Source organism: Sinomonas sp. T428B (assembly GCF_056780155.1).
Map to the genome: position 1 here is coordinate 549812 of NZ_JBRAZR010000001.1, position 26440 is coordinate 576251.

24 protein-coding genes are annotated in these 26440 nt (G+C 72.0%); 15 read left to right on the top strand and 9 right to left on the bottom strand.

Annotated elements, in window-relative coordinates:
- Positions 1-20 precede the first annotated feature (20 nt).
- Entirely contained in the window at positions 21-1349 is a 1329-nt protein-coding gene (locus ACUYMY_RS02570; RefSeq protein WP_481702079.1) for an MFS transporter, read from the bottom strand.
- Positions 1350-1406: 57 nt separating this feature from the next.
- On the opposite strand from ACUYMY_RS02570, the gene ACUYMY_RS02575 reads away from it, so the two are divergent.
- Positions 1407-2171: an IclR family transcriptional regulator gene (locus tag ACUYMY_RS02575; protein ID WP_481704935.1), complete on the top strand. Its 765-nt coding sequence runs from the start codon at positions 1407-1409 to the stop codon at positions 2169-2171.
- A gap of 2 nt (positions 2172-2173) precedes the next feature.
- Here ACUYMY_RS02575 and ACUYMY_RS02580 read toward each other — a convergent pair whose 3' ends face one another.
- Together ACUYMY_RS02580 and ACUYMY_RS02585 are read right to left on the bottom strand one after the other, a co-directional pair.
- Positions 2174-3397, bottom strand: a complete 1224-nt coding sequence (locus tag ACUYMY_RS02580; RefSeq protein WP_481702080.1) for an NAD(P)/FAD-dependent oxidoreductase — start codon at positions 3395-3397, stop codon at positions 2174-2176.
- 4 nt (positions 3398-3401) lie between these two features.
- Positions 3402-3761, bottom strand: coding sequence for a non-heme iron oxygenase ferredoxin subunit (locus ACUYMY_RS02585; protein ID WP_481702081.1), 360 nt, complete (start codon positions 3759-3761; stop codon positions 3402-3404).
- A 145-nt stretch (positions 3762-3906) separates the two neighbouring features.
- On the opposite strand from ACUYMY_RS02585, the gene ACUYMY_RS02590 reads away from it, so the two are divergent.
- Entirely contained in the window at positions 3907-5358 is a 1452-nt protein-coding gene (locus tag ACUYMY_RS02590) for a purine-cytosine permease family protein (RefSeq protein ID WP_481702082.1), read from the top strand.
- Between the two features lie 91 nt (positions 5359-5449).
- On the opposite strand, the gene ACUYMY_RS02595 is transcribed toward ACUYMY_RS02590, so the two are convergent.
- The 3 genes from ACUYMY_RS02595 to ACUYMY_RS02605 form a co-directional block, all read right to left on the bottom strand.
- A complete protein-coding gene (locus tag ACUYMY_RS02595; protein ID WP_481702083.1) occupies positions 5450-6412 on the bottom strand; it encodes a hypothetical protein in 963 nt (320 codons plus the stop codon).
- 9 nt (positions 6413-6421) lie between these two features.
- Positions 6422-7099: a DUF6345 domain-containing protein gene (locus ACUYMY_RS02600; RefSeq protein WP_481702084.1), complete on the bottom strand. Its 678-nt coding sequence runs from the start codon at positions 7097-7099 to the stop codon at positions 6422-6424.
- A 99-nt stretch (positions 7100-7198) separates the two neighbouring features.
- The gene (locus ACUYMY_RS02605) at positions 7199-8491 is read right to left on the bottom strand and encodes an FAD-dependent monooxygenase (RefSeq protein ID WP_481702085.1); all 1293 of its coding nucleotides are present in this window, start codon (positions 8489-8491) and stop codon (positions 7199-7201) included.
- A gap of 239 nt (positions 8492-8730) precedes the next feature.
- Here ACUYMY_RS02605 and ACUYMY_RS02610 point away from each other — a divergent pair, with 239 nt between their 5' ends.
- Genes ACUYMY_RS02610 through ACUYMY_RS02620 form a run of 3 tightly spaced genes read left to right on the top strand, consistent with a single transcriptional unit; the run spans position 8731 to position 11481 of the window.
- Positions 8731-9813 (top strand): cupin domain-containing protein, encoded by a 1083-nt coding sequence (locus ACUYMY_RS02610; RefSeq protein ID WP_481704936.1) that lies wholly within the window; start codon positions 8731-8733, stop codon positions 9811-9813.
- The gene (locus ACUYMY_RS02615; protein WP_481702086.1) at positions 9810-10691 is read left to right on the top strand and encodes a fumarylacetoacetate hydrolase family protein; all 882 of its coding nucleotides are present in this window, start codon (positions 9810-9812) and stop codon (positions 10689-10691) included. The genes ACUYMY_RS02610 and ACUYMY_RS02615 overlap by 4 nt, the downstream gene beginning before the upstream one ends.
- Position 10692: 1 nt before the next feature.
- Positions 10693-11481, top strand: a complete 789-nt coding sequence (locus tag ACUYMY_RS02620; RefSeq protein WP_481702087.1) for a maleylpyruvate isomerase family mycothiol-dependent enzyme — start codon at positions 10693-10695, stop codon at positions 11479-11481.
- A gap of 9 nt (positions 11482-11490) precedes the next feature.
- Here the strand turns inward: ACUYMY_RS02620 and ACUYMY_RS02625 are convergent, their stop codons facing one another.
- Positions 11491-12573 carry a LacI family DNA-binding transcriptional regulator gene (locus ACUYMY_RS02625; protein ID WP_481702088.1) on the bottom strand — a complete coding sequence of 361 codons (1083 nt, stop codon included), beginning with the start codon at positions 12571-12573 and terminating at the stop codon, positions 11491-11493.
- Between the two features lie 215 nt (positions 12574-12788).
- Between ACUYMY_RS02625 and ACUYMY_RS02630 the strand changes: the two genes are divergently transcribed.
- Genes ACUYMY_RS02630 through ACUYMY_RS02660 form a run of 7 tightly spaced genes read left to right on the top strand, consistent with a single transcriptional unit; the run spans position 12789 to position 19985 of the window.
- The gene (locus ACUYMY_RS02630) at positions 12789-14105 is read left to right on the top strand and encodes an extracellular solute-binding protein (RefSeq protein ID WP_481702089.1); all 1317 of its coding nucleotides are present in this window, start codon (positions 12789-12791) and stop codon (positions 14103-14105) included.
- A gap of 9 nt (positions 14106-14114) precedes the next feature.
- On the top strand, positions 14115-15029 hold the full coding sequence (locus ACUYMY_RS02635) for a carbohydrate ABC transporter permease (RefSeq protein ID WP_481702090.1): 915 nt from the start codon (positions 14115-14117) through the stop codon (positions 15027-15029).
- Positions 15029-15931, top strand: a complete 903-nt coding sequence (locus ACUYMY_RS02640) for a carbohydrate ABC transporter permease (protein WP_481702091.1) — start codon at positions 15029-15031, stop codon at positions 15929-15931. The genes ACUYMY_RS02635 and ACUYMY_RS02640 overlap by 1 nt, the downstream gene beginning before the upstream one ends.
- A gap of 13 nt (positions 15932-15944) precedes the next feature.
- On the top strand, positions 15945-17159 hold the full coding sequence (locus tag ACUYMY_RS02645; protein ID WP_481702092.1) for a Gfo/Idh/MocA family protein: 1215 nt from the start codon (positions 15945-15947) through the stop codon (positions 17157-17159).
- Positions 17160-17161: 2 nt separating this feature from the next.
- Positions 17162-18175: a sugar phosphate isomerase/epimerase family protein gene (locus ACUYMY_RS02650; RefSeq protein ID WP_481702093.1), complete on the top strand. Its 1014-nt coding sequence runs from the start codon at positions 17162-17164 to the stop codon at positions 18173-18175.
- Positions 18172-18870 (top strand): ThuA domain-containing protein, encoded by a 699-nt coding sequence (locus ACUYMY_RS02655; protein ID WP_481702094.1) that lies wholly within the window; start codon positions 18172-18174, stop codon positions 18868-18870. Before ACUYMY_RS02650 ends, ACUYMY_RS02655 begins: the two co-directional genes overlap by 4 nt.
- The gene (locus tag ACUYMY_RS02660; RefSeq protein ID WP_481702095.1) at positions 18855-19985 is read left to right on the top strand and encodes a Gfo/Idh/MocA family protein; all 1131 of its coding nucleotides are present in this window, start codon (positions 18855-18857) and stop codon (positions 19983-19985) included. The genes ACUYMY_RS02655 and ACUYMY_RS02660 overlap by 16 nt, the downstream gene beginning before the upstream one ends.
- Positions 19986-19997: 12 nt before the next feature.
- Here ACUYMY_RS02660 and ACUYMY_RS02665 read toward each other — a convergent pair whose 3' ends face one another.
- Positions 19998-20936, bottom strand: a complete 939-nt coding sequence (locus tag ACUYMY_RS02665) for an SDR family oxidoreductase (RefSeq protein ID WP_481702096.1) — start codon at positions 20934-20936, stop codon at positions 19998-20000.
- Positions 20937-21060: 124 nt separating this feature from the next.
- Positions 21061-22290 (bottom strand): ROK family transcriptional regulator, encoded by a 1230-nt coding sequence (locus ACUYMY_RS02670; RefSeq protein ID WP_481702097.1) that lies wholly within the window; start codon positions 22288-22290, stop codon positions 21061-21063.
- A gap of 114 nt (positions 22291-22404) precedes the next feature.
- On the opposite strand from ACUYMY_RS02670, the gene xylA reads away from it, so the two are divergent.
- From xylA to ACUYMY_RS02685, 3 genes are all read left to right on the top strand, one after another.
- The gene (gene xylA, locus ACUYMY_RS02675) at positions 22405-23595 is read left to right on the top strand and encodes a xylose isomerase (protein WP_481702098.1); all 1191 of its coding nucleotides are present in this window, start codon (positions 22405-22407) and stop codon (positions 23593-23595) included.
- A gap of 86 nt (positions 23596-23681) precedes the next feature.
- Positions 23682-25124 carry a xylulokinase gene (locus ACUYMY_RS02680; protein WP_481702099.1) on the top strand — a complete coding sequence of 481 codons (1443 nt, stop codon included), beginning with the start codon at positions 23682-23684 and terminating at the stop codon, positions 25122-25124.
- Positions 25121-26437: a D-arabinono-1,4-lactone oxidase gene (locus tag ACUYMY_RS02685; protein ID WP_481702100.1), complete on the top strand. Its 1317-nt coding sequence runs from the start codon at positions 25121-25123 to the stop codon at positions 26435-26437. Before ACUYMY_RS02680 ends, ACUYMY_RS02685 begins: the two co-directional genes overlap by 4 nt.
- The last annotated feature ends 3 nt before the right edge of the window (positions 26438-26440 follow it).

Here is a 26440-nt window from a genome sequence, read left to right on the forward strand (position 1 = left end):
CGCGGCATGTGGCCGGCTGTCTAATGGGCGGCGGGCACCCGCTCCGGCGAGGATGCGACCGAGAGCCCGGCCGCCCGGAGTCGTGCGTCTCGGAGGACGACGGCGGCGAGGAAGGCCGCCGAGGCGAGCGCCGCACCCCCGAACATGAGGAAGTTGAGCGCCGGCGGGATCGCCTTGTTCGCGAGCAGGAGGCCCGAGATCTGCGGGGCCAGCACGGCGCCGACGCGGCCCACGCCGAGCGCCCAGCCGAGGGCAGTGCCACGCAGCTGGCCGGGGTAGTGCGAGGAGATCGCGCCGATCACGAGGGACTGCGTGCCGTGCGTCCCGACGCCGGCGAGCACGAGGGCCGCGTAGATCAGCGTGCTGTTCGTCGTGCCGCCCATGAGGGCCACGAGGGCGGCCCCCGCGAGGAAGGCCGCGACGACTGAGGTGCGGACGGTGCCGAACCGGTCGCCGGCCCATGCCGTGACGATGGAGCCCGCGACGGCGCCGAGGTTGAGCGCGATCGTGAAGGTCAGCGCGGGGCCGAGGTCCGCGCCCGAGTCGCGCATGATCTTGGGCAGCTGCGTGCCGAGGCCGTACCACGCAAAGAGCGTGAAGAGGGTCGAGGCCGCGAAGAGGACGGTGAGGCCCAGGAACGGGGCGCGGAAGAGGCCGCCGAAGCCGGCCTTCTCGGTCTGGCTGCGGGGCCGGCCCGCGGAGCCGCCCGCGTCGCTGGCCGCCGGGGGCTGCGTGGAGGGCAGGGTCTCCGGCAGGTACCGATACCCGGCGGCGAGGACGACGAGGGCGAGGACGGCGACGAGGAACATGGACTGCCAGCCGAACGCCGGGATGAGGACGAGGCCGAGGAGGGCGGCGGCTGTGCCGCCGATCGGGACGCCGGACATCATGAGCGTGGCCATCGATCCGCGCCAGCGGTCGGGGATGAGCTCGGCGGTCATCGCGTTCGCCGAGGGCACGAGCCCGCCGAGGCCGAGGCCCGCGATGAGGCGGAGGGCGCCGAACGCCACCGCGCCCGGCGCGAAGGCGCACAGCACCGTGGCCACCGAGAACACGATCCCGCAGAGCAGAATCGCCTTGCGGCGGCCCCACGCGTCGGAGAGTCGGCCCGCGAAGACCGCGCCGATCATCATGCCCACGAAGGCCATCGAGCCGAGCGTTCCCGCAGAGGCCGCGGTGAGCCCCCAGCCGGCCTTCTCGATGAGGACGTTCTGCACGGACCCGTAGACGATGAGGTCGTAGCCGTCGAAGACGATGAGCGACCAGCAGATGGCGATGGCGATGATCGACGACCGGCGGCCCTGCCGGCTCCGCGCCGTTGCCGACGTCGCCGCGGCAGAAGAAGTCATGCCATCAAGGGTCTGTTGTGGCGAGCGCCACGACCATAAGATTCTGGAGTGCAGAAGATGCGGATCGTGAAGAAGCCGACGTACGCGGTCGAGTCCGTCGACAACGCGCTCCAGCTCCTGCTCATGCTCCAGGAGCGCGAGGCCGTCCGCGTGGGCGAGGCGGCGGAGCGGCTCGGGGTCGCGCCGTCGACCGCCCACCGGCTCCTCGCGACGCTCGTCTACCGTGGCTTCGCGCTCCAGGACGAGTCGCGGCGCTACTCCGCCGGCCCCGCCCTGCTCGGCCCCGGCCGGCAGGGGCGGCTCCGCGAGATCGTCACGATCGCGCTGCCCCACCTCGAGCGGCTTGCCGCCACCGCGCTCGAGACGGCCAACCTCGTGACGCGCACGGGCACGACGGCGCGCTTCCTCGCGAGCGTCGAGGGGCCCCAGCTCCTGCGCATCGGGGACAGGACGGGGACGGTGCTCCCGGCGTCGCTGAGCTCGGCCGGCCGGGCCATGCTCGCCGACCTCGACGACGACGCCGTGCGCCAGATCTACTCGGGCCGCTCCTCCCAGCTCTCGGGGGACTACCTCGCCCCTGACGCGCTCGCGGCGCTCGTGGCGGAGCTCGGGAGCGTCCGCGCCCAGGGGTACGCGCTCAACATCGGCAGGACGGAGTCGGACATCGCGGCCATCGGGGCGATCGTCCCGGCGCCGCGCGGCCGGGTCTGGCTCGGGGTCTCGCTCAGCGCACCGCGCTCGCGTGCAGCCGCCCTCGAGGAGCCCGCCGTGGTCGAGGCGCTGCACGCGTGCTGCGCGGCGATCGCGGCCGAGCTGCCGTAGGGCTAGCGCACGAGCTTGCGCGGATCCGCTGTCGGATCGGCGAGGACCTCGGGATCCACAGGCGTGCCGCGGTCAATGAGCCGCCGCGCCGCTCGCACGAGCAGCCCCCCGTCCACCGCCGCGCACCCGAGCAGCCGCCCGTCCTCGGCGAGCCGGAAGGCCGCGGAGGGCACGTCGTCGTCCGTCCGGCGCACGACGACGGCGCCGGGCCCCTCGAGGCTGCCCACCGCCTCGACGTGGACGCCGTGCCGATCGGACCAGAACCAGGGGGCGCCGAACTCGGGCGGGGCCTGGCCGAGCAGCCCCGCCGCCGCGGCCTGGCCCGAGCGCACGGCCGCCTCCCAGTGCTCGGCGCGCCGGGCGAGGGTCCCGTCAGGGCGCCGCAGCCTGGTCGCGTCACCGGCGGCGAACACGGCCGGGTTCGAGGTGCGCTGCGAGGCGTCGACGAGCACGCCGTCGTCCACGACGAGCCCCGCCGCGGCGGCGAGGGCTGTGTCGGGCACGACGCCGATGCCCACCACGACGGCGTCGGCCCCGACCGCCGTGCCGTCGGAGAGGGTGACCCTATGGGCTGCCCGCCCGGCGCTGCCTGCGCTGTCGATCCGCTCCGGCACCGCCGTGAGCACGCGGACGCCGTGCTCGGCGTGCTGGTCATGCAGCCGGCGCGCGAGCGCCTCGCCCACCGCGGGGACGAGCGGCGGGTCGAGCGGCTCGATGAGGGTCACCTCGGCGCCCAGGGCGACGGCAGCCGAGGCGGTCTCGGCGCCGATGAGCCCGCCGCCGACGACGGCGATGCGCGCCCCGGGCGCGAGGGCGGCGCGGAGCCGGTCGGCGTCGTCGCGCGTGCGCAGGGTCAGGGTGGCCTCGCCGCCGGGGACGCGCAGCGGGCGGGCGAGGGCGCCCGAGGCGAGGAGGACGGCGTCAGCGGCGAGCAGGCGCCCGCCGTCGAGCTCCACGGCGGCCTCGGTGGGGCGCAGCGCGGAGGCGCGGGCAGCGTGCAGTTCGACGGCGTGCTCGGCGTACCAGGACTCGGGCGCGAGGCGCAGTCCCGCGGCGTCCTTCGTGCCCAGGAGGTAGCCCTTGCTCAGCGGAGGCCGGTCATAGGGCGCGCCCGAGGGGTCGATGAGATCGAGGGCGCCGTCGTAGCCGCGGGCGCGCAGCTCGGCCGCGGCGCTGAAGCCAGCGACGCCCCCGCCCACGATGACGACCCGGCGGGGCGCGCTCATGGAGTTACTGGCTCGGGCAGGCGTCCGGGTCCGCGTCGGTGCCTGGGAAGAGGAGGATCTGCCCGTCCCGGACCTCGACCCGGTGCGTGCGGGCGTCCTCGGTCGCGGGGAGGCCCTTCACCTTGCCGCTGCGGAGGCTGAAGGTCGAGGAGTGCAGCGGGCACTCGACGTCCTCGCCCTCGATCCAGCCGTCCGCGAGGGACGCCTCCTCGTGCGTGCACGTGTCGTTGAGCGCGAAGAAGCAGCCGGTCTCAGTGCGGAAGACGGCGATCGGCTCGTCGAACCCCGACTCCTCGGGCTCCACGACCTTCGCGCTGCCCTCCTGGATGTCCTCAGTGCCGCCGACGACGATTCCCTCGCTCATGCTCTCCACTCTACCGAGGCGAGACGCGGATCCGCGCGACAGTCGGTGTCTGGAAACCCGGACGCGTATGGGCGGCAAGCCGTGGCCCGACCGCAGCCCGTGATGTGACATTGATGACTATTCCGTTCCCTCCCGAGGAGTCAACATGGCTGGTGCAGCCGTAGAAACCCGATCCATCGACATGGTGCCCAAGGGCGAGCGCCATGGCCGCCCCTGGGGGCAGTTCACGCTCTGGTTCGGCGCCAACGCCCAGATCACCGCAATCGTCGACGGCGCGCTCGCCGTCGTGTTCGGGGCCGACGCGTTCTGGGCGATCGTCGGCCTGCTCGTGGGCAACGTGCTCGGCGGGATCGTCATGGCCCTGCACTCAGCGCAGGGCCCCAAGCTGGGCCTGCCCCAGATGATCTCGAGCCGCGCGCAGTTCGGCGTCTACGGTGCCGTGATCCCGCTGATCCTCGTGATCCTCATGTACATCGGCTTCGCCTCGACGGGCACGGTCCTCTCCGGGCAGGCCATCAACCTCATGCTCGGCACGGATGCCCCCGCCGTCGGCATCCTCATCTTCGGCGGCGCCACGGCCGTCCTGGCCATCATGGGCTACAAGTACATCCACGCCATGGGCCGCGTCGCGACCGTGCTCGGCCTCGCCGGCTTCCTGTACCTCACGGTCGTGACATTCACGCGCTTCGACATCTCGCAGGCCATCTTCATCAAGCCGTTCGAGCTGCCGACGTTCCTCATCGCCATCTCGCTCGCCGCGGGCTGGCAGCTGACCTTCGGCCCGTACGTCGCCGACTACTCGCGCTACCTCCCGCAGGACACCCCCGAGAAGCGCACCTTCTGGTACACGTTCGCCGGCTCGGTGGGTGGCGCGCAGTGGGCCATGACCCTCGGCGCCCTCGCGGGCGGGCTCTCCGCCGCGGGCCTCGGCGGCGACTTCATCAAGAACCAGGTCGGCTACATGGGCGACCTCGCCGGCGGCGGCATGCTCGCCCTCGCGGTCTACCTCATGATCGTGACCGGCAAGCTCACCGTGAACTGCCTCAACGCCTACGGCGCCTTCATGTGCTCGGTGACCATCTCGACGGCGTTCTCGGGGCGCAACGGGGTGCGGCCGATCGTCCGCGCGCTGTTCGTCATCGCCGTGATCGCCGTGAGCGTCCTCGTCGCCCTGCTTGCTACCAAGGACTTCCTCAACGTCTTCAAGAACTTCGTCCTGCTCCTGCTCATGGTGTTCACGCCGTGGTCCGTCATCAACCTCGTGGACTACTACAAGGTCTCCCGCGACCGGCTCGACATCCCCGCCCTGTACTCGCCGGCGGGGCGCTACGGGAAGTGGAACGCCGTCGCGCTCGTCTCCTACGCGATCGGCGTCGTCGTCCAGATCCCGTTCCTCGCCCAGGCGATGTACACGGGGCCGATCACGAAGCTCCTGGGCGGGGCGGACATCTCATGGCTCGTCGGCATCGCGGTGACCGCGGCCGTCTACTACCCGTGGGCGACGGCGACCAACCGCGCCCCCGCGGAGACGATCTACCCGCTGGAGGCGGAGCCTGAGAACGCAGAGGCCCCTGTGGAGGTCCGGGTGGGGGCCTGACGGCCCGGCTGATGCCCGATCTGGCCTGACGAGCAGGAGCCCCCGCGCCTTCCCGACGCGGGGGCTCCTCGCGTTCGAGGCCGCCGCTGGGCTATGCCGCCTCGCCCCGGCTCTTCACCGGGGTGCTCGTGGCGAGCGCGGGGGCGGAGGCGAACCCCGCCTTCGCGAGCGCCTCGGGCTCGGGCACTGTGAGGTAGCGCGCGAAGCGCAGCTCGTACGGCCGCCCCTCCGGGTCCACGAGCCCCTCGATGACGCCCTCGAGGGCGAGCGCCGGGAGGGCCGCGCGCTGCGGGACGTCGGCGGGCAGGGCCAGGAGGCCGAACTCCGCCGAGGTCACGGCGATCTTCGCGTCCGGCTGCTTGTCGACGGCGAAGATCGGCTCGGCCAGGAACCGCGCGAAGAGCCGCTCGGGATCCGTGCCCGCGACCTCGCCCCTCTCCTCGGTTCGGCGGCACACGTGGAACAGGCGCGCGAGCGCCGCACCGCCGTCGACCGGGTCGTAGTGCAGGAGCGTCTTCGCGCCCGGGCCGATGAACGGGACGCCCGCGGCCTCGTAGGCGAAGCGGACGGTCGCCCGGCCGGGACCGGAGTCCACCTCGTTGCCCTTCTCGTCGAGCTCGGCCCACTGGCCGAGGACGACGTCGGTGCGCGCCGGCTCCTCGAACAGGCCCGCCTTGCCCAGCAGTTCCGAGGCCTCGGAGAGCAGTCTGCGCCCCATGCCGGGGTCGAGTTCCCAGGTGCCGTCCCGGTCGCTTCGGTGAGCGTCGGGCCAGCGCCGCCGCTCGTCGTCGTGCGCCCTGAGGCGCTCGGTGCTGCGCGCGCGGACGGCGCCGCTCGCGGCGAACACCTCGACCTGCCCGGCCTTCGAGGCGAGCGCATGGCCGAACGGCAGGTCGACGTGCGTCGTGCCGCCGAGGCCGAGGACGTCCGCGAGGGCGCGGGCGGCCTCGGTGCGTCCGCCCGGGCAGGGCGCCGCGACCCGGGCCACCGGCAGGCTGCCCGAGACGTCCGGGAGCTGGGTGCGGAAGTCGATGTCATGGATGGTCGGTGACATGGCTGACTCCTAGCAGGTGCCGCGTGCGGTGAAGAAGGACCGGTTGGAGGTGGGATCGGCGGGCTCGCCGGCACGGAGGAACTCGTTGTAGGTCGGGGCCGTGGGGCTCGTGGCGCGCAGGTAGGCCCACTGGACGTTGGAGCCCTCGACGATCTCGTTCGCCTCGGCCCAGGCCTCGCGGACCGGCAGGTCCCACCAGCCGAAGGGCAGGGCGTAGTGCGCCCACGCCGCGTAGATGGCGAACCACGTGCCGCGCGAGTCCTGGCCGCCTCCCGAGTACGAGGAGTTGTGGAAGCCGAGCATGTAGTGCAGGCGCTGGAACGCGGGGATCCAGCGGCCCACGGAATTCGAGGAGGTGTGCTCGAGGAGGTCGCACGCGTGCGTCGCGAAGATCTCGAGGTCGTTCTTGCCGAAGTCGACGGCGTCTGCCGTGGTGACGTTGCCGTCCCACGTCGCGAAGCCCCCGCTCCAGCCGTGGCTGGACATCTGGAAGGCGTCGACCGAGTCCGTGCGCTGCGTCAGCCCACTCGTGGTGACGAAGTCCTTGCGCACGACGCCCGAATCGCCGTGGTCCTGGGTCCAGTCGAAGTGGGACAGGCCGCCGAGCGTCGAGGCGAACCCCTGCGCCTCGAGCCGGCGGCCATCGATCCCGTCCTTGATCCACCACGAGCCCACGAATCTGGCCATGGCGGTCTCCTTCCTGTTGCGCACGCTGCGCGTGCTGGGTGGGATGCCGGCCGACTCCTCGAGTATAAATCTATCGAATGGATAAAAGGAAGGGTGCGCTCAGGCGTTCTGGGCGACGGCGGCGAGCTCCTCGCGGACGCGCTCTGTTGCAGCGAGGGAGTCGACGCCGTAGAGCCAGTCCGCGTAGGGGAATCCGCCGCGCGCTTCGGCGGCCTGGAAGAGCATGTTCCGCACGAGGACCGCGACCGGCTCGTCGACGTGCCACGACTCGCCCCAGATCCGCGCGATCGTCTGCACCCGCGTGGTGCGCGGCTCGCGGACCTCGTTGTAGGCCCGCAGTGCCCGGGCCCAGGCCCCGCGGCGCTCCGGTGCCGAGGCGGGGACCACGGTCTCGCGGACCTCGCGCGTGAGGACCTCGACGTCCTCGAGCGCCTGGCACGCGCCCTGGGCGAGGTACTGGAGCATCGCGTGGGCCGAGTCGCCGAGCAGGGCCACGTTCCCGTCCGTCCACTTCGCCACGGGCACGCGGTCGAACATGGGCCACGAGCGCACGCGCCATAGGTTCTTCAGGGCGGAACGGACCTCGGGAACGCAGTCCCTGTAGGCCTCCTCGAGCTCGTCCTCGGAGCCCCAGGCCTCCTCGCCGCGCAGGAACGCGGGGGACTGGAACACGGCCACGGTGTTGAACATCTCGCCGCGGCGGAGGGGGTACTGGACGAGGTGGCAGCGCGGCCCGAGCCACACGACGACGTCCTCCAAGTCCGAGGCGTGCTGGACGTCAGCGATCGGCAGGGCGCCGCGGAAGGCGACGTACCCCGAGGGGACGGGCTCGTCGTCGCCCGCGAAGGCCGCCCGCACGACGGAACGGGTGCCGTCCGCGGCGATGACGGCGTCGGCCTCGAACGCGCGGCCGTCCTCGGCCACGGCCTTCGCGCCGGCCGGCGTGTTCTCGGCAGCGACGACGGTGACGCCGTTGACGAGCTCGACGCCGGCCTCGCGCGCGGCCTCGACGAGGATCGCGTGCAGGTCGGCGCGGTGCGCCACGATGTACGGGGCGCCGTAGCGCTCCTCGAACTCGCCGCGCACGTCCTGGCGCAGGATCTCCTGGCCCGTCACGGCGTCGCGGAAGACGAGGCGCCGGGGCGCGACGGCGGTCGCGAGCACCTTCTCGAGGAGTCCCCAGTCCTTGAGGAGGCGCGTCGCGTTGGGCGCGAGCTGGAGGCCCGCGCCGACCTCGCCGAACTCGGGCGCCGTCTCGAGCAGGGTCACTGCGGCGCCGCTCTGGCGGAGGCGCAGGGCGGCGGCGACGCCGCCGATACCGCCTCCCACGACGACGGCGGAGGGCTGCTGGGTGGGGGTGGGAGGAAGCTTGGTGGGGTTGAGCTGTGTCATGCGTCTCAGGATGGGAAGGGCCGTGCAGGGCGGCAAAGTGATTCTGCATGGCGGAATGCTGCTCAACAGCTTGTTCCTCTTCTCCTGCGCATCTCCGCGGAACCTCCTTCTGGACAGCAGAATGTTTTGGCACGCCTGCGGCCGGGCTTCCTAGTGTGAGAGGCAGGACACACCGATACGGCAAGGAGGCCAGAGTGAGGATCCACGGCGACGTGACCCATGGAACCGCGACGAACGCCATGGTCGCGAGCGAGCCGACGCCCGAAGAGGCGGCCGAGCTCGAGGCGATGTACGCGACCATGGCGAAGGAGAACATGATCCCGCTGTGGACGCAGCTGGACGAGCTCATGCCCATGGTCCCGGCGCCCGCGGCGGTGCCGCATGTGTGGCGCTGGAACACACTGCTGCCGCTGGCCGAGCGGGCCGGGGACCTCGTCCCGGTGGGCCGCGGCGGCGAGCGGCGCGCGATCGCGCTCGCGAACCCGGGCCTGGGCGGGCGCCCCTACGCGACGCCGACGCTGTGGGCGGCGATCCAGTACCTCGGCGGGCACGAGGTCGCCCCCGAGCACCGGCACTCGCAGAACGCGTTCCGGTTCGTCGTCGAGGGCGAGGGCGTGTGGACGGTCGTCAACGGCGACCCGGTGCGGATGTCGCGCGGGGACTTCCTGCTGACCCCGGGCTGGAACTTCCACGGCCACCACAACGAGACCGACCAGCCCATGGCGTGGATCGACGGGCTCGACATCCCGTTCGTGCATGGCATGGACGCGGGCTTCTTCGAGTTCGGCACCGAGCGCGTGACCGACGAGGCGACCCCGGAGATCTCCCGCTCGGAGCGGCTGTGGTGTCACCCCGGCCTGCGCCCGATCTCGCAGCTCGAGAACACCGTGAGCTCGCCCATCGGCGCCTACCGGTGGGAGCACACCGACCGGGCCCTCACCGAGCAGCTCGCGCTCGAGGACGAGGGCTATCCCGCGACCGTCAGCCAGGGCCACGCCGCTGTGCGATTCACCAACCCGACCACGGGCGGCGACGTCATGTCCACGATCCGTGCCGAGTTCCACCGCCTGCGTGCGGGCGTCGCGACCCGCACGACCCGCGAGGTCGGCTCCAGCGTCTACCAGGTCTTCGAGGGCGAGGGCGCATTCGTCCTCAACGGCGAGCGGACCGCCGTCGGCAAGGGCGACATGATCGTGGTGCCCTCGTGGGCCGCATGGTCCATCGAGGCCGAGACCCAGTTCGACCTGTTCAGGTTCGGCGATCAGCCGATCTTCGAGCGACTGCACTTCAACCGCACGTTCATCGAAGGAGAAAACAAGTGAAGCTCGCGACGCTGCGCCTCCCCGCCCCCACAGTCGGCACCGTCGCCGTGCGGCAGGACGCCGACGCCAATGTCGAGGTGACCGGGTACGCCGACCTCGGCGCGCTGCTCGCCGTCGAGGGCTGGCGCGAGATCGCCCAGAAGGCCGACGGCGTGCGGCACCCGCTCGAGGGCGCCGACCTCGCGCCGGTGGTCCCCTCGCCGTCGAAGGTCTTGTGCGTCGGGCTCAACTACGCCTCGCACATCAAGGAGATGGGCCGCGACCTGCCGGAGTTCCCGACCCTCTTCGCGAAGTTCGCCGAGACCCTCACGGGCCCGTACGACGAGATCGAGCTGCCCGCGGCCGACCATGCGATCGACTGGGAGGCTGAGCTCGTCGTCGTCATCGGCAGGCGCGCGCGGCGCGTCTCCGAGGCGGAGGCGGGGGAGTACATCGCCGGGTACACGGCGGCGAACGACATCTCGATGCGCTCCTACCAGTTCCGCACCAAGGAGTGGCTCCAGGGCAAGATCTGGGAGCGCTCGACGCCGGTCGGCCCGGTCATGGTGACCCCGGACGAGCTCGACCGGAATGCCGCCATCACGACAGAGCTCGACGGGCAGCAGATGCAGCTCGGCTCGATCGGGGACCTCGTGCACGGGCCCGAGTACCTCGTCTCCTACATCTCGGAGATGATCACCCTCAACCCGGGGGACCTCATCCTCACCGGCACGACGGGCGGCGTCGGCCGCGCCCGCACGCCCGAGGTGTACATCGCCGACGGGCAGACCGTGACGGTGGCCATCGAGGGCATCGGCGAGCTGCGCAACCTGGCCCGCGCCCAGGCCGAGCTGCCCGCGGTGCCGCCGGCCGGCGTCGTGGGTTCCGTGCAGGCCTGACATGGCTGCTCGACACGACCGTGCCGAGGACGCCGAGATCCGCGCGGGGCTGCTCACGGCCCGGCGGGGGACGGCGTTCTTCGCCCGCAAGCTCGGCGAACTCTCCTACGCCGAGATGGACGAGCCCTCGCTCCTGCCCGGCTGGTCCCGTCGGCACGTCATAGCGCACGTGGGCTACAACGCCCGCGCGATCGCCCGGCTCGTCGAGTGGGCCGCGACCGGCGTCGAGACCCCCATGTACGCCTCGCCCGAGGCGCGCAACGAGGAGATCGAGTTCGGCGCGACCCTGCCGCCGATCGCGCTGCTGAACCTCTTCGAGCACTCGGCCGTGCACCTTTCCGTGGAGTGGCGCGACCTGCCCGCCGACCGCTGGGGCGAGCAGGTCCGCACGGCGCAGGGCCGGCTCGTGCCCGTGTCCGAGACCGTGTGGATGCGCACGCGCGAGGTCTGGCTGCACGCCGTCGACCTCGACAACGGCGCGCGCTTCGCCGACATCCCCGCCGACGTGCTCCGGCGCCTCCTCGGCGACATCTGGGGCGCGTGGGAAAAACGCGGCGAGACCGCGGGCCTCGCGGTCCGGATCGACGGTGGGGACGACGCCGGGCTCGCGTTCGGCGAGGGCGGTCCCGGCGCAGAAGGCGTGGACGCAGCCGGGGTGACGGTCGTCGAGGGGCCGCTCGCCGCCGTCGTCCGCTGGGCCGCCGGCCGCGGCGCCGAGCCGGGCCAGACTCTGGCAGCAACCCGCGACGGCAACCTGGTCGTCATCCCGGCGGCCCCCCGCTGGATCTGACAGCCGCCCTCAGCTACGGGGCGACTCCTTCGGGGCGTCCACCGGCGCCGAGGTCGACTCGCGAACGACGAGCTGGGTCGCGAGCTCGACCCGGTGCGAGTCGAGCTCCTCGCCGCGCGCCTGGCGCAGGACGGCGCGCAGCGCGGCGCGGCCCATGTCCTGGAGGGGCTGCGAGACCGAGGTCAGCGCGGGGACGGCGTCCTCGGCCTGGGCGGTGCCGTCGAACCCGACGAGGCTCAGCTCGTCGGGGATGCGGACGCCCTGCCTGCGGGCCTCGCGCAGGACGCCGACGGCGATGCTGTCGCTCGCGGCGAAGATCGCCGTCGGCCGCTCCTTGCGCCCGAGCAGCGCCCGGAGCCCCTCGACGCCGTGCTCGGTGCGGAACTGGCCGTGGATGATCCACTCGGGCTCGACGGTCACGCCCCGGGACATGAGGGCGGACAGGTAGCCGTGGAGGCGGGCCTGGTTGCACTCGGCGGCCTCGGGCCCGCCGAGGTAGGCGATGCGTCGGTGCCCCAGCTCGAGCAGGTGCTCGGCGGCCGCCTTGCCCCCGGCCCAGTTCGTCGCGCCGACGCTCACGAGGTCCGGCGGTGGCGGGTTGAGCGGGTCGATGACGACGACGGGGATCTGCCGGCGGCGGAAGGCTGAGAGCTGGGCCTCGTTGAAGGCCGAGGTGACCACGATGAGCCCGGCCCGGCCCTCGTCGAGCAGACGCTGGGCCCGGCGCTCGGGGCTGGCTGTCTGAGGCCCAGGGTGGGCCCCGCCGCCTGCCTGCCCGCCCGTGATGCTGAGCACGATCTCGACGCCGGCCGCTGCGGCGGCCTCGAGAAGCCCCGTGAGCACCTCCGTGTTGTAGGCCGAGGTGAAGGCGTCGAAGACGACCTCGACCATGTCCGGCCCTGAGGCCGCGGAGCGGCGCTGAACGGGGGAGGAGTATCGCGTCTGCTCGAGCGCCGCGAGGACCTTGGCCCGCGTCTCCGGGGCGACGTCCTGGCGGCCGTTGACGACCTTCGAGACCGTGGGGGCGGACACGCCCGTGAGGCGTGCGATGTCGGCGAGCGTGGGCTTCGCCCGGGTTTCCGTGCTGGCCATGGCCCTCCACCTTTCGAAATATTTCGATCCACTCCAGTGTCCGCGTTCACGGCGATGGCGTCAAACCCCGTTTGGTTTACGCCCTGAACTTTTTGACATGATCCCGTTGACCGTGAGCTGGATCACCCACTACCGTGGCACTACACGCCGAAAGCTATTCGAAAGATTTCGGAGCCTTGCGGTCGCTGACGACCCCTGAGGATGAACGGAAGACCATGAACATTCGGAAACTGCGCGCGGCCGCGACGGCCGCCGCCGCTGGTGCCCTGGCCCTCACCCTCGCCGCCTGCGGCAGCGCCGGTCCCGGCGGGGCCGTGAGCGCCGGCTCGGCCACGATGTGGGGGCTGACAGGCGGCAACCAGCCCTCGCTCCAGAAGTCCGTGGACTCGTGGAACAAGGAGCACCCGGCCGAGTCCATCAAGCTCGAGTTCTTCGCCAACGACGCCTACAAGACCAAGGTCCGCACCGCCGTCGGCGCAGGGCAGGGCCCGACCTTCATTTACGGCTGGGGCGGCGGCGTGCTCAAGTCCTACGTCGACGCTGGCCAGGTTGAGGATCTCAGCACGTTCCTCAAGGACAACCCGGACGTCAGGGACCGCTACCTGCCCTCGGTGCTCAAGAACGGCGAGATCGACGGCAAGACCTACGCGCTGCCGAACAACAACGCCCAGCCGATCGTCCTCTACTACAACAAGGACGTCTTCGAGAAGGTCGGCGCCCAGCCGCCCAAGACCTGGGACGAGCTCATGGCCCTCGTGCCGACCTTCAAGGCCGCCGGCGTCGCCCCGTTCTCCCTCGGCGGCCAGTCCAAGTGGCCCAACCTCATGTGGCTCGAGTACCTCGTCGAGCGGATCGGCGGCCCCCAGGTCTTCGCGGACATCGCCGCGAACAAGCCCGGAGCGTGGTCCCACCCCGCCGTCACCGAGGCCCTGACCAAAATCCAGGAGCTCGTGGACGCCGGCGGCTTCGTCAACGGCTTCTCCTCGATCGCCGCGGACAGCAGCGCCGACCAGGCCCTCCTGTACACGGGCAAGGCCGCCATGATCCTCCAGGGCGGCTGGATCTACCAGGGCATGAAGAAGGACGCCGCGCAGTTCGTCGGCAGCGGCAAGCTCGGCTTCACGACCTTCCCGACCGTCGAGGGCGGCGTGGGAGACCCGAAGAACATCGTCGGCAACCCCTCCAACTTCTGGTCGGTGTCCTCGAAGGCCACCGGGGAGCAGAAGAAGGCCGCGCTGGACTACATCAAGGATGGGATGTTCACGGAGCAGAACACCCAGGACCTCATCGACTCGGGCGCCGTGCCCGTGGTCAAGGGCATCGAGAGCAAGCTCGAGGCCTCCCCGGACAAGGACTTCCTGACCTTCGTCTACGGCATGGCCAAGGACGCCCCGAGCTTCACGCTCTCGTGGGACCAGGCGCTGAGCCCGGCCCAGGGCGACACGATGCTCTCGAACCTCGACCAGATCTTCCTCAAGAAGATCACCTCCGAGCAGTTCGTCTCCGCGATGAACGCCACGATCGGCAAGTAGGCAATTGCCTTGGCACCAACAACAGCCCTCACCTCCACCGCCTCCCGGCGGGCCCGTGCAGCGGGCCCGTCGGGGTGGCTGGCCGCCCCAGCCCTTGTGTTCTTCGTGGTCTTCGCGATCGTCCCGCTGCTCGGCGTCCTCGCGCTGAGCTTCACCCGCTGGGACGGGCTGAGCGAGATCACGCTCGACGGCGTGGCCTCCTGGGCGCGCGTCCTCACCGACGAGCTCACGCTCAACGCGCTCGTCGTGACGGCGAAGATCATGCTCTTCTCCTTCATCGTCCAGGCGCCCATCAGCCTCCTGCTCGGCGTCTTCACCGCGGGCGGGCAGAAGTACCGCGCCGCCCTGGCCGTCCTGTACTTCGTGCCCCTCCTGCTCTCCTCGGCGGCCGTCGCCATCGCCTACAAGGCCCTCCTCGACCCGAACTTCGGCGTCGGCCCGGGCTTCGGCGTCCCGGCGCTCGCGCAGGACTGGCTCGGCAGCTCGGACCTCGTGCTGTTCGTCGTCGTCTTCGTCATCGCGTGGCAGTTCGTGCCGTTCCACACGCTCATCTACCAGGGCGGCGTCCGCCAGATCCCGGCGTCCTTCTACGAGGCCGCGCAGATCGACGGCGCCGGCCGGGTCAAGCAGTTCCTGCACATCACGCTTCCGCAGCTGAAGTACACGGTCATCACGTCCTCGACGCTCATGGTCGTCGGCTCCCTGGCCTACTTCGACCTCGTGTTCGTCCTCACCGCGGGCGGCCCGGGCTACTCGACCCGCCTCCTGCCGCTGCACATGTACCTCACGGGCTTCAAGGCCAACGACATGGGCGCGGCGAGCGCCCTCGGAGTGATCCTCGTCGTCATCGGCCTCGTCCTGGCCCTGCTCCTGCAGCGCCTCGGCGGCAGGAACGCCAGCGCGAGCCAACTGGAAGGTGCCTGATGGTGTCCACGACGCAAGCCCCTGCACCCCCGGCGGCGCCCGCGCGTCGTCGTGCGCACGACGAAGCGTGGCCGGCCCGGGCGCGGCGCTCCGCCCCGAACCTCCTCGGCGGGCTCGGCGGCTGGATCTGGCTCGCGGTCATCATCCTGCCGATCTACTACGTGGTGATCACGAGCCTCAAGGACCAGGCCGGGTTCTTCACGACGAACCCGATGGCCCCGCCGGCCGAGCCGACGCTCGCGAACTACCAGCTCGTGCTCGAGAACAACTTCGCCCTGTACTTCGCGAACAGCCTCATCGTCACGGTGGGCAGCGTGGTCCCCACACTCGTGGTCTCGTTCATGGCCGCCTATGCGATCGTCCGGGGCAGGGGTCGTTTCCTGTCCTTCACGAACAAGCTGTTCCTGCTGGGCCTGGCCATCCCGCTGCACGCGACGATCATCCCGATCTACTGGATGATCACCCGGGCGCACCTGTACGACACGCTGCTCGCGCTCATCCTGCCCTCGATCGCGTTCGCCATCCCGATCTCGGTGCTGATCCTCTCCAACTTCCTGCGGGACGTGCCGAATGAGCTGTTCGAGTCGATGCGGCTCGACGGGTGCAGCGACTGGACGATGATGTGGCGGCTCGCGCTGCCGCTCGTCCGCCCGGCGGTCGTGACCGTGGGCATCTACAACGCCCTGCACGTGTGGAACGGCTTCCTCTTCCCGCTGATCCTCACGCAGAGCCCGTCCACCCGCGTCCTCCCGCTGTCCCTGTGGACCTTCCAGGGCGAGTTCACCGCGAACATCCCTGCGGTGCTGGCCTCCGTCGTGCTGGCGACCCTGCCGCTCCTGGTGATCTACGTCGTCGCCCGCCGCCAGCTGCTCAGCGGCCTCACCGCCGGATTCAGCAAGTGAAAGGAACTCACCGATGACCAAGCCGAAGCCGCTGCGCGTCGGCATGGTGGGCTACGCCTTCATGGGCGCCGCCCACTCCCACGCCTGGCGCACCGCCCCGCGCTTCTTCGACCTGCCGCTCGCGCCGCAGCTCACCGCCGTCGCCGGCCGGCACGCCGACGCCGTGCAGGCCGCGGCCGCCAAGCTCGGTTGGGAGTCCGCCGAGACGGACTGGCGCCGGCTCATCGAGCGGGACGACATCGACCTCATCGACATCTGCACCCCCGGCGACACGCACGCCGAGATCGCCATCGCGGCACTCGAGGCCGGCAAGCACGTGCTGTGCGAGAAGCCGCTCGCGAACTCCGTCGAGGAGGCCGAGCGGATGACGGCGGCCGCGGACTCCGCGGCCGTGCGCGGGGTCTTCTCGATGTGCGGGTTCTCCTACCGCCGCACGCCCGCGCTCGCGCTGGCCAAGCGGTACGTCGAGGAGGGCCGGCTCGGCGAGATCCGGCACGTGCGGGCGCAGTACCTCCAGGACTGGCTCTCCGACGCCGACGCGCCGCTGACGTGGCGGCTCGACAGGTCCAAGTCCGGCTCGGGTTCCCTCGGCGACATCGGCGCGCACTCGATCGACGCCGCCCAGTGGATCACCGGCCAGAGCATCGCGGGCGTCTCGGCGCTGCTCGAGACGTTCGTGAAGGAGCGCCCCGTGGGCGGGGACTTCGTGGGGCTGGGCGGGCACGGCTTGGGTGGCGGGGCGGGTGAGAAGAGCGACGTCGAGCGCGGGCCGGTGACGGTCGATGACGCCGCGATCTTCTCCGTCCGTTTCGACGGCGCCACTGGTTCTTCGACTGCTGTCGGAGTGTTCGAGGCCACCCGCTTCGCGCTCGGACGGAAGAACGCGATGCGGCTCGAGCTCAACGGCTCGAAGGGCTCGCTGGCGTTCGACTTCGAGGACCTGAACGTCCTGTGGTTCTACGACGGCGCGGACCCCGACGCGGGCTTCCGGCGGATCCTCGTCACCGAGCCGCACCACCCCTACGCCGGCAACTGGTGGCCCACCGGCCACGGCCTGGGCTACGAGCACGGCTTCACCCACCAGGTCGTGGACCTCGTCGGCGCGATCGCCCGCGGGCAGCAGCCCGCGCCGTCGTTCGCCGACGCGCTGCAGGTGCAGAGGGTGCTCGCCGCCGTCGAGGCGAGCGCGGCGGACGATTCGCGATGGACGAAAGTAGGAGGGGCCTGACCATGACGCGACCTATCGCCCTGTTCACGGGCCAGTGGGCCGACCTGCCCTTCGAGGAGGTGGCCCGGCTCGCGGGGGAGTGGGGCTTCGACGGCCTCGAGATCGCCTGCTGGGGCGACCACCTCGACCCGGTCCGGGCCGCCGAGGACGACGCCTACCTCCAGACCCGGCTCGACATCCTCGAGAAGCACGATCTCACGGTCTACGCGATCGCCAACCACCTCACCGGCCAGGCCGTCTGTGACGACCCCATCGACGCCCGCCACCAGGGCATCCTCTCTCCGGAGGTGTGGGGTGACGGCGACCCCGAGGGCGTGCGCACGCGCGCCGCCGAGGTCATGAAGGCCACCGCCCGCACCGCCGCCCGGCTCGGCGTGCAGACCGTCACGGGCTTCACCGGCTCCTCGATCTGGAAGGCCGTCGCGATGTTCCCGCCGGTCCCGGAGGGGATGATCGACGCCGGCTACCGCGACTTCGCCGACCGGTGGAACCCGATCCTGGACGTCTTCGACGAGGCCGGGGTCCGGTTCGCCCTCGAGGTGCACCCGTCCGAGATCGCCTACGACTACTGGACCGCGAAGCGCACGCTCGAGGCGATCGGGCACCGGGAGAGCTTCGGGCTGAACTTCGACCCCTCGCACTTCATCTGGCAGGACCTGGACCCCGTGATGTTCCTGCAGGACTTCGCGGACAGGATCTTCCACGTCCACGTCAAGGAGTCGGTGCGCCAGCTCAACGGGCGCAACGGCCTGCTGGGCTCGCACCTCGCGTGGGCCGACCCGCGGCGCGGCTGGGACTTCGTCACCGCCGGGCACGGCCACGTGGAGTGGGAGCCGATCTTCCGGACCCTCAACGCGATCGGGTACGAGGGCCCCACGAGCATCGAGTGGGAGGACGCCGGCATGGACCGCCTCGTCGGCGCCCCGCAGGCGCTTGCCCTGGTCAGGGAGCTCGCCGCCATCGCCCCGCCCGCCGCGGCGTTCGACGCCGCCTTCAGCAGCAAAGGAACCACATGACAACATCCAAGACAGCGCTCGTGGTGCGCGGCGGCTGGGACGGGCACCAGCCCGTCGAGGCCACCGAGCTCTTCATCCCGTTCCTCACGGAGCATGGCTACGAGGTCCGCGTGGAGGAGTCGCCCAAGATCTACGCCGACGCCGAGTACATGGCCGGGGTGGACCTCATCATGCAGTGCGTGACGATGTCCACGATCGAGAAGGACGAGTTCGCCGGGCTCCGCGCCGCCGTCGAGAACGGCACGGGCCTGGCTGGCTGGCACGGCGGCATCGCCGACTCGTACCGGAACACCTCGGACTACCTGCACCTCATCGGGGGGCAGTTCGCGTGCCATCCGGGCAAGCACCCGGACGAGCGGATCGGCGAGCAGTCGGACAACTACGTCCCGTACACGGTGACCATGCTGCCGGCCGCCGCCTCGCACCCCATCACCCAGGGGATCTCCGACTTCGACCTCGTCACCGAGCAGTACTGGGTCCTCGCCGACGACTACATCGACGTCCTCGCCACCACCACGCAGAAGGTCCGCGAGTGGGACCCGTGGCACCGCGAGGTGACCTCGCCGGCCATCTGGACGCGCGAGTGGGGCCGGGGCCGCATCTTCGTCTGCACGCCCGGGCATCGCGTCGAGGTCCTGCAGGATCCGAATGTCCGCACCATCATCGAAAGGGGCCTGCTGTGGGCCAGCCGCTGACCACTGAAGAGCCGCTGCGCGTCGGGATCGTCGGCTGCGGGAAGATCGTCGGCCAGTACCTGGAGAGCTTCCGCAGGCTCGACGGTGTGCGGCTCGCCGCCGTCGCCGACCTCGACCCGGCGCGGGCGCAGGACGTCGCCGCCGAGTACGGGCAGGGCGTGCGCGCGCTCGCCGTCGACGAGCTGCTCGCCGCCGACGACGTCGACCTCGTCCTGAACCTGACCGTCCCGGCCGCCCACGCCGAGGTGGCACTCAGGGCCATCGCCGCGGGCAAGCACGTCTACGGCGAGAAGCCGCTCGCCGCGACCGCCGCCGAGGCGCGCGAGGTGCTCGACGCCGCGCGGGCGGCGGGCGTCGTCGTCGGCTGCGCGCCGGACACCGTGCTCGGGACGGGCATCCAGACCGCGCGGAAGGCGATCGACGACGGGCTGATCGGGCCGCCGGTCGCCGCGACGGCGACCATGGTCACCCCGGGGCACGAGCGGTGGCACCCCAACCCCGACTTCTACTACCAGCCCGGCGGCGGGCCGCTGCTGGACATGGGCCCGTACTACGTCACGGCCCTCGTGACGCTGCTCGGGCCGGTGGTCTCCGTGGTCGGGGCCGCGAGCCACACCCGTGCCGAGCGGACCATCGGCTCCGGGCCGCGGCAGGGGGAGCGCATCCCGGTCACGACCGACACGCACGTCACCGGCGTGCTCGTGCACGCCTCGGGGGCCCTCTCGACGCTCGTCATGAGCTTCGACGCGGTCACGACGACGTCGTCGAACATCGAGGTCCACGGCGAGAAGGGGACGCTCGCGGTCCCGGATCCGAACCACTTCGACGGCGATGTGCGGCTCTTCGCGCTCGGCGGCTCCGAGTGGGAGACGCTCCCGGTCTCCGCCGGCTACGTTGACTCCGGGCGCGGCTTCGGCATCGCGGACCTGGCCGCGGCGCCCGAGGGGCAGGAGCCCCGGGCCGGCGGGGAGCTGGCCTATCACGTGCTCGAGATCATGGAGTCCCTGCTCGACTCGGCGCACAGCGGCCGGGCGATGGCCATCGAGAGCACCGCCGAGCGGCCGCCCGCCGTCGGGCTCGCGGAGATCGCGCGGGCCGAGGTGAGGACCTCCTAGGCAGCCGACTCGCTAGGCAGTCGACTGCGAGGCCGGCGTGTGGCCCAAGGCGCTCAGCATCCTGGCGATGGCATCCTCGGCCCGCGGCACCGCCCCGAAGACCTCGCGCTGCCGCGCCGTGTCTGCGACGTAGCCGCCCGTCTGGAACCAGTCGAGCATCGCGGTGAGGTCCCGCAGCATGGGCTTGGCCGGCGTGGGCAGCGCCCCGAGGGCCCGGAGGGGCGCGAGCGGGATGCGGCGGACGCGGATCCGCCGGCCGAGCAGCCGTCCCGAGATCTCCGCGACGTCCTGCATGCTCACGGGCCGGTCCCACCCGATGTCGATCCGCTGCCCCTCGATGCCCGGGGCGTCGACGGCGGCGGCGAGGCAGCCGGCCACGTCGGAGGTGAGGACGTAGGTCAGCGGGACGAGAGGAGAGCCCGGCCAAATCAGCCGGCCCTTCGCGAACGGATCGCCCCCGAACTGGCCGACCATGTCCAGAAATGCCCCCGGGCGCAGGGCCACGAAGGGGACGCCGAGGTGCTCGAGTCGGTCCTCAGCCAGCTTCTTGTGCCAGAAGTGTGCCGCCTCCGGGACCCTGTCGCACGTGAGGATGCTCGTGAGGACGAACCGCCGGATTCCGGCGCGGTGCGCGGCGGTGATGAGGTTCGCGTTGCCCACGGTGTCCGTCACCGCGGTGTCGCCCTTGCGGTGCCGCGTGTAGCCGGCGGCGGAGGTGACGACGGCGTCGACGCCCGCCATGGCCTGATCGAGCGAGGCGGGGTCCATCATGTCTCCCCGCGCGATGCTGGCCCCGGCCTGCTCGAGCCGGCCTGCGTCCGAGCCCGGGCGCACGAGGGCTCGCACCTGCTTGCCCCGGGCCAGGAGCTCGGCGGCGACCTTGCTCCCGAGGAAGCCGGTACCGCCCACGACGAGGACGGGGGCTGTGTTCTGCACGGGTGGGTTGTCCATGGCGAGATTGTCGTCCTCCTCGGCATCGATGTCAGGAGTCAGAGCGGTCCCCAGCCCGCCACGGGCCGAGGTGACCCCGCATCGTTGGGAGGTGACCCCGCATCGTTGGGAGGTGACCCCGCATCTACCCGGCGACCGCCCCCGACGGGATGAGGACATGCGGCGCCTCGAGCGCGCGCCGCAGGGCGGCCCCCGCGGCCCCGCGGAGGGCCGCCGTCGTGCCCAGGTCCGAGAAGGCGATGGCTCCGGGGGTCAGGAGGCCGGGCGCGAGGTCGGCCAGGGCCGCGGCGAGCGGGGGCTCGATCCATTCGCGCAGCGCGGCGAAGTGCCCGCCCAGCACCGCGGCGGAGAGGTCTACGAGGCGGGCGGCACCCACGACGGCGACCGCAAGCGCCGCGCCCGCGCGGCCGACGGCGTCGAGCGCCCTCGCGTCCCCCGCGGCGAGCGCGTCCGCGAGGGCGGCGATCCGCGCCGCCGCCGACTCCCCGGCGTCGGCCGCGATGCCCGCCGCGGCGAGGATCGCGTCCTGGCCCGCGACGGTCTCGAGGCACCCGCGGCCCCCGCAGCTGCAGCGCTCGCCCCCGGGCGCGACGACGAGGTGCCCGACCTCGCCCGCGTGGCCGCCCGGACCCGGGAACAGCTCCGTGCCCATGACGAGCCCGCCGCCCACGCCGACCTCGCCGGAGATGTAGAGGTAGTCGCCGAGCTCGGCGCCGCGGCCGTACCAGAGCTCGGCGAGGGCAGCGCTGTTGGCCTCGTTCGTCAGGACGACGCCGAACGGGGCGTCCGGCGCGAGCGCACCCAGGGCCGGACCGAGCGAGGCGCCGCGCCAGCCGAGGTTGGGAGCCGTCAGGACCGTGTCCCGGTCCGGGTCCACGAGGCCGGGGACGGCCAGTCCGCCGCCCAGGAGCTCGATGCCCTCCCCGGCCGCGGCCTCTGCCGCGCGGGCAGCGAGGCCGGCGAGGTCGGCGAGGACCTCGTGCGGCGGGCGCCCGTGGTTCACGCGCTCGGCGACCTCCTGGAAGCGCAGCGCGCCGCGCAGGTCCACGACGCCGACGGCGAGGTAGTCCACGTTGACCTCCGCGCCGAGGGCCCCGCGCCGAGCGCTGAGCGCGAGGCCGACGCCGGGCCGGCCGCGCTCGCCGGCCCGGGTCACCCCAAGCTCCTCGACGAGGCCCGTCTCGAGCAGGTCCGCCACGAGGCTCGAGACGGAGGCCTTGGTCAGGCCGGTCGCAGCGGCGATGTCCGCGCGCGTCGCAACGCCGTCGGGCTCGAGCCGGCCGAGCACGAGCGCGAGGTTGCGGCGGCGCACGTCCCCGACGCGGCCCGGGGCCTCGGCGGCGCGAGAATCCATGGTCCCTCCCTCAGGGCTGTTGACCACATCACATCACGGCCCCTATAGTCCTCATATAGTTCAGAACTCATACTAATTCTTCCCCCGCCCGGGAACTAGCCCAACGAGGTGCCCATGACGTCCCTGACCCCCACGCCTGAGAACAAGTTCACCTTCGGCCTCTGGACCGTCGGCTGGACCGGCAACGACCCCTTCGGCGTCCCGACCCGCGCGGCCCTCGACCCCACCGAGGCCGTGCACAAGCTTTCCGAGCTCGGCGCCTACGGCATCACGTTCCACGACAACGACCTCGTCCCGTTCGCCGCCCCCGCCGCAGAGCGCGAGCTCATCCTCAAGCGCTTCCGCGCCGCCCTCGAGGAGACGGGCCTCAAGGTCCCGATGGTCACGACCAACCTCTTCAGCCACCCCGCCTTCAAGGACGGCGGCTTCACCTCCAACGACCGCTCGGTGCGACGCTTCGCCCTGAGCAAGGTCCTGCGGAACATCGACCACGCGGCCGAGCTCGGCGCCGAGACGTTCGTGATGTGGGGCGGGCGCGAGGGCAGCGAGTATGACGGCTCGAAGGACCTCAACGCGGCCCTCGACCGCTACCGCGAGGGCGTCGACACCGCCGCCGCATACATCAAGGAGAAGGGCTACGGCCTGCGCATCGCGCTCGAGCCCAAGCCCAACGAGCCCCGCGGCGACATCCTCCTGCCGACCGTGGGTCACGGCCTCGCCTTCATCGCTGAGCTCGAGAACAGCGACATCGTGGGCCTCAACCCCGAGACGGGCCACGAGCAGATGGCGGGGCTGAACTTCACCCACGGCATCGCCCAGGCGCTGTGGGCCGGCAAGCTCTTCCACATCGACCTCAACGGCCAGCGCGGCATTAAATACGACCAGGACCTCGTGTTCGGCCACGGCGACCTCACGAGCGCGTTCTTCACGGTGGACCTGCTCGAGAACGGCTTCCCCAACGGCGGCCCGCGCTACGAGGGCCCGCGCCACTTCGACTACAAGCCCTCCCGCACCGACGGGTACGACGGCGTGTGGGAGTCCGCGCGCGCCAACATGCGCACCTACCTCCTGCTCAAGGAGCGCGCGCTGGCCTTCCGCGCCGACGCCGAGGTCCAGGAGGCGCTCGCCGTCTCGGGCGTGGGCGAGCTCGCCGAGCCGACGCTCGCCGCGGGGGAGACGACGGCGGAGCTGCTCGCCGACGCCTCGGCCTTCGAGGCGTTCGACGCCGACGCGGCCGCCGAGCGCTCGTACGCCTTCATCCGGCTCAACCAGCTCGCGATCGAGCACCTGCTTGGGGCCCGCTGAGCGGTTACCTTAAGATCCGCCCGCCCGCCCTCGTCACGCCCGCTCACGGCCCGCCCAGCCGCGCTGTCACAGAGGATCATCAACACATGCCACTCGTCGCCGGAGTCGACAGCTCCACGCAGTCCTGCAAGGTCGTCATCCGGGACGCCGAGACCGGGGCCCTCGTCCGCGAGGGCTCCGCCCGGCATCCAGAGGGCACGGAGGTCCATCCCGACGCGTGGTGGGAGTCGCTGCAGTCCGCCATCGCCGCGGCCGGCGGGCTCGACGGCGTGGCGGCCATCTCGGTGGGCGGCCAGCAGCACGGAATGGTGTGCCTCGACGCCGACGGCGCCGTGGTCCGCCCTGCCCTGCTGTGGAACGACACACGCTCGGCCGGCGCCGCGGCGTCGCTCGTCGTAGAAGCAGGGAACGGCGACGCCGACGCTGGCGCCCGCTGGTGGGCCGAGACCACGGGCACCGTCCCGGTCGCGTCGCTCACGGCGACGAAGCTGCGCTGGCTCGCCGAGAACGAGCCCGAGAACGCCGCCCGCACGGCCGCCGTCTGCCTCCCGCACGACTGGCTGAGCTGGCGCCTCGCCGGCTTCGGCCCGGGCAGCGGCGCCGAGGGCCTCGCCGCCCTGCGCACCGACCGCTCCGACGCCTCGGGCACCGGCTATTGGTCGCCGCGGACGGGGGAGTATCTTCCCGAGGTGCTCGAGCGGACCCTCGGCCACGTGCCCGTGCTGCCCCAGGTCCTCGCGCCCCTGGCCCCTGAATTCAAGACGCCGGGCGGGGCCCTCATCGCCCCCGGCGCTGGGGACAACGCGGGCGCCGGGCTCGGCGTCGCGGCCGGCGTCGGCGACGTCGTCGTCTCGGTCGGCACCTCCGGCACGGTCTTCGCCGTCGCCGAGCAGCCCACCGCGGACGCCTCGGGCCTCGTCGCCGGCTTCGCCGACGCTACGGGGAACTACCTGCCGCTCGCCTGCACCCTCAACGCGACCCGGGTGCTCGACAGGACGGCGGCGCTCCTCGGCGTCACACTCCCGGAGCTGTCCGAGCTCGCCCTGTCCGCCCCCGCGGGCGCCGGGGGCCTGACCCTCGTGCCGTACTTCGAGGGGGAGCGGACGCCCAACCTGCCGGACGCCACGGGGTCGCTGCACGGCATGACCCTGCACAGCTTCACCCCCGCGAACCTCGCCCGCGCCGCCGTCGAGGGCATCGTGTGCTCCCTCGCCGACGGGCTCAAGGCCCTCACAGACCTGGGCGTCGCGGCGGAGCGGATCGTGCTCGTGGGCGGAGGCGCCCGCTCGGCCGCCCTCCAGCAGAGCGCCGCGGGCATCTTCGGGCTGCCCGTCGCCGTGCCCGAGCCGGGGGAGTACGTGGCCGACGGCGCCGCGCGGCAGGCCGCCGGTGTCCTCCTCGGCGCGTTCCCGGCCTGGCAGACTGCTGCCACGACCACCGTCACGGCCGAGCCCATCCCCGACGTTCTCGCGCGCTACCGCGCAGCGGCGGCAGCGGCGGCAGAGACCCCTGGAAAGCGAGACGCATGAAGAACTGGGCCGGAAACCTGGACTACGCCGCGGCCGCCGTGGAGCGCCCGGGCTCAGTCGAGGAGCTCTCCGAGCTCGTCGCCCGCGCGTCACAGAGGGGGGAGCGGGTCAAAGCCCTCGGCTCTCGGCACTGCTTCACCGACATCGCCGACACCGATGGCATGCAGGTCGTCCTGGATCGGCTGCCGGGGGAGGCGCAGCTCGACACGGCCCGCCGCCTCGTCCGCGTGCCCGGGGGCATGAGCTACGGCGAGCTGGCTCGGTCGATCGAGCCTGAGGGCTTCGCCCTGCACAACATGGCCTCCCTCCCGCACATCTCGGTGGCCGGCGCCGTGCAGACGGGCACGCACGGCTCGGGGATCGCGAGCCCCGCGCTGGCCTCCGCGGTGACGGCGATCGAGCTCGTCCGGGCCTCGGGTGAGGTCGAGCGGCTCGAGGAGGCCGACGGCGAGGAGTTCCTCGCGAGCGTCGTCGGCCTCGGTGCCCTCGGCATCGTCACGGCGCTCGAGCTCGCCGTCGAGCCCACCTACCAGATCCGGCAGCAGGTCTTCGAGAGCCTGCCCTGGGAGGCGGCGCTCGCCTCCTTCGACGAGGTCGCCGGGGACGGCTACAGCGTCTCGCTCTTCACCGACTACGCCGGGGACACGATCCCGCAGGTGTGGCGGAAGGTGCGCGTGCAGGGTGCCGCCCACGACAGTGCCGCCCACGACGGCGCCGCCCACGACCGCGCCGGCCTGGCCCGCGGGGGCGAGGCGGCGCCGTCGTCCTTCCACGGCGCCGTTCCCGCGACGCGCTCGCGGCACCCGCTGCCCGACATGTCCGCCGAGAACTGCACCGAGCAGCTCGACGTCCCCGGCCGATGGCTGGACCGGCTGCCGCACTTCCGGCACGAGTTCACGCCCAGCAACGGCGACGAGCTGCAGACCGAGTACCTGCTCCCGCGCCGGCACGCGGCCGAGGCACTCCGGGAGCTGCGGCGGCTGTCGCCGACGCTCCTGCCGCTGCTGTTCGTCTCCGAGGTGCGCACTGTGGCCGGCGACGAGTTCTGGCTCAGCCCGAGCTACCGGCAGGACAGCGTCGCGCTGCACTTCACGTGGAAGCCGCGCCAGCCCGAGGTCGAGGCGGTGCTGCCCGAGCTCGAAGCCGCCCTGGCCCCGTTCGGCGCGCGCCCGCACTGGGGCAAGCTCTTCGCCGCCGACGCCGCGCAGCTCGCCGCGGCGTACCCGCGCCTGGGGGACTTCGGCGACCTCGTCGCGAAGCGCGACCCGGAGGGCACGTTCCGCAACGCCTTCCTGGACCGGGTGCTGGCCTAGGCT